The following is a 2,224-nucleotide window of genomic DNA, read 5'->3' on the forward strand; positions in this document are numbered from 1 at the left end:
CTGCCGAACAGGCGCCGTTAAAATTTCACCTCGAAGCGCGCTTGTAAAATTTCATCAAACTCACGCCTTATGCACGATTCGCGCGACATTGCGTAAAATTTGCTGGGCAGCGAGCTTTACTATCTAAATTTCGCCCGCAGTCTCCAAAGTGCCGCCCGCGCTAAATTTCGCTCGTGCATTAAAATTTCGCGCGCAACGCTTGCGCGTTAAAATTCCACGCTGATCGGCTGACCTAAGCGAAACTGCTCATCTTCGTCGCTAAAATCGGCGCGCGCCTCCCACACGAGATCTGCGCGCAGCTCCTCGGTCTGCACCGTGCGGGGCGTGTACATCGCGGTTTGGCTCACGTAGGCGACCTTTGCGCTCGCGCTAGAGCCGTCCGCAGCGATGATCCGCACGCTCTGTCCGGCACGCAGGAAGCGGAGCTGATTTTCGCTTAGATAAAATTTCGCGCGCTTGTTTTTTACTTCGCTGAGCTCAAAAACGCCCACGCTTGGCATGCTGATGTCGCCGAGCTCTTTAAGGCGCGCTCTGATCTGCCCGCTAAATGGCGCTTTTAGCACGCTTTGCGTCTCGATTTGGTAGTTCAGATATTTTAGATTTTCCTCGCAGCTTGCCAAATTTGCGCGGGCGGCGCCTACATCCTCGCCGCGGTAGCCGCTTTGAAGCTGGCGCAGATTAGCCTGTGCGCTTTGCAGCTGGGCTTGCGTGCGCTTCATCGAGTAGAACGCTTCGTCAATCTGCTGCTTGGACGCGGAGTTGGTTTTGCCCAAGCTCTTGAGGCGTTCGTTCGTCAAAGTGGCGAGCTGTAGGGCGTTTTGCAGCGCGCTTACGTTCGCCGCCGCCATCTCGATCTCCTCGCTACGAAAACCGCTTTGCAGCTTTTGCAAGCTAAATTTGAGCCCGTCGCACCTCGCGATCTGAACCTGTCTTTGAAAGCTCAGATCCGCTGTATCCAGAGCCGCCAAGACGTCGCCAGCCTGCACGAAATCGCCCTCGTCGCGATAAAGCGCGCTTATACGGCCGCTACGCTCGAAGCTAAGCGAACTCTGCCTGATATCGATGATGCCGTAGGCCTTGTGCGCGACCTCTTCGCGCCTATCGAGATTGAAGTAGATCGCCGCGGCGAGAGCGGCTAGCGCAAAAACGACGAAAAATAGAAGCCTTTTCATAGATCGCCTTAAATTTTGATATGCGGTTATTATAAAATAACTTTTCTAATGCGGCGCTGATATTTGAGGCTCGGACGGTGATTTTATAAATCAGTCGAATTAAATTTGCCGTATTGAATTGATCGCCGCGCTGGTGAGCAATATTTTGGAGCTTTGGTGGATAAAATTTCATCCTATTCACACGATTTTAAGCGGTACGGCTTGTAAAATATCGCTACTTTTTGAATTAAAAATTTTAAAATTTTGACGAGGAGGCCCCGCTTTCAAGCGGAGCGTGGAATTTAATGGGGAAATTTAACGAGCTTTAGACTCGATGGGCCCAGAGCTCGGTCGGTCGCACAAAAATTGAAATATTTAAAACTCGCCTCCAACTGCGGCTATCCATTTATCGGCCCTCGCCTGCCAGTGGTCATCGCCTTTAAAATCGATCGTAAGACCTACGAATTTGCCGTTTATGAAGGCGCGCGAATGTCTAAATTTATATCCCTCCGCGCCCCAAGCGCCGATGAGATCGGCCTTTTTAAGCACTGGCAAAAACGCGCTCATGCCGCTGCAAAAATCGCTGCCGTGGCGCTCGACGTTACCGACGCCGACGAGCGCGACCTTGCGTCCGTCAAAATCAGTTTTATTCAAAAGCTCCAATTTGTCGTCAAATTTAGCCTGGATCTGTCCGTCGCCGTGCGTCGAAGCTGCAAAAATAAACGCGCTAGCGCCCGCCAAATCCTCCTCATTTAGCTCTTTGGCCTCCTTGATCTCAAAGCCGAGCTTTGAAGCGATGTATTCGCTCACGACCTTCGTATCGCCGCCTTTGGTGGCGTAAACTAGTAGTTTTTTCATTTTATCTCCTTAAAAATAAGAATGATTCTAACAAAATAAGATAAATTTTGAGTGAAATAAAAATTTTATAAGGCGCTCAGATACGGCACGATGCCTCGTATCCAGCTAATTTTAAGCGGCAGCGAGCCGGTAAATTTTAACGCCGCCGCTTAACCGCTCGTATAAAAATCCATAGTATAATGCCGCTCGTAGCTCATTATAAAGGAGAAAACATG

2 protein-coding genes are annotated in these 2,224 nt (G+C 50.2%); both read right to left on the reverse strand.

Annotated features, from left to right (window positions below):
* Nucleotides 1-206: 206 nt before the first annotated feature.
* The gene (locus tag Q0236_RS12830; RefSeq protein ID WP_297918835.1) at nucleotides 207-1,172 is read right to left on the reverse strand and encodes an HlyD family efflux transporter periplasmic adaptor subunit; all 966 of its coding nucleotides are present in this window, start codon (nucleotides 1,170-1,172) and stop codon (nucleotides 207-209) included.
* 354 nt (nucleotides 1,173-1,526) lie between these two features.
* Nucleotides 1,527-2,009: a flavodoxin domain-containing protein gene (locus Q0236_RS12835; protein ID WP_297918838.1), complete on the reverse strand. Its 483-nt coding sequence runs from the start codon at nucleotides 2,007-2,009 to the stop codon at nucleotides 1,527-1,529.
* Nucleotides 2,010-2,224: the final 215 nt, after the last annotated feature.

The sequence above is a fragment of the uncultured Campylobacter sp. genome (genome assembly GCF_938031315.1).
In the GTDB taxonomy this organism is placed as follows: Bacteria; Campylobacterota; Campylobacteria; order Campylobacterales; family Campylobacteraceae; genus Campylobacter_B.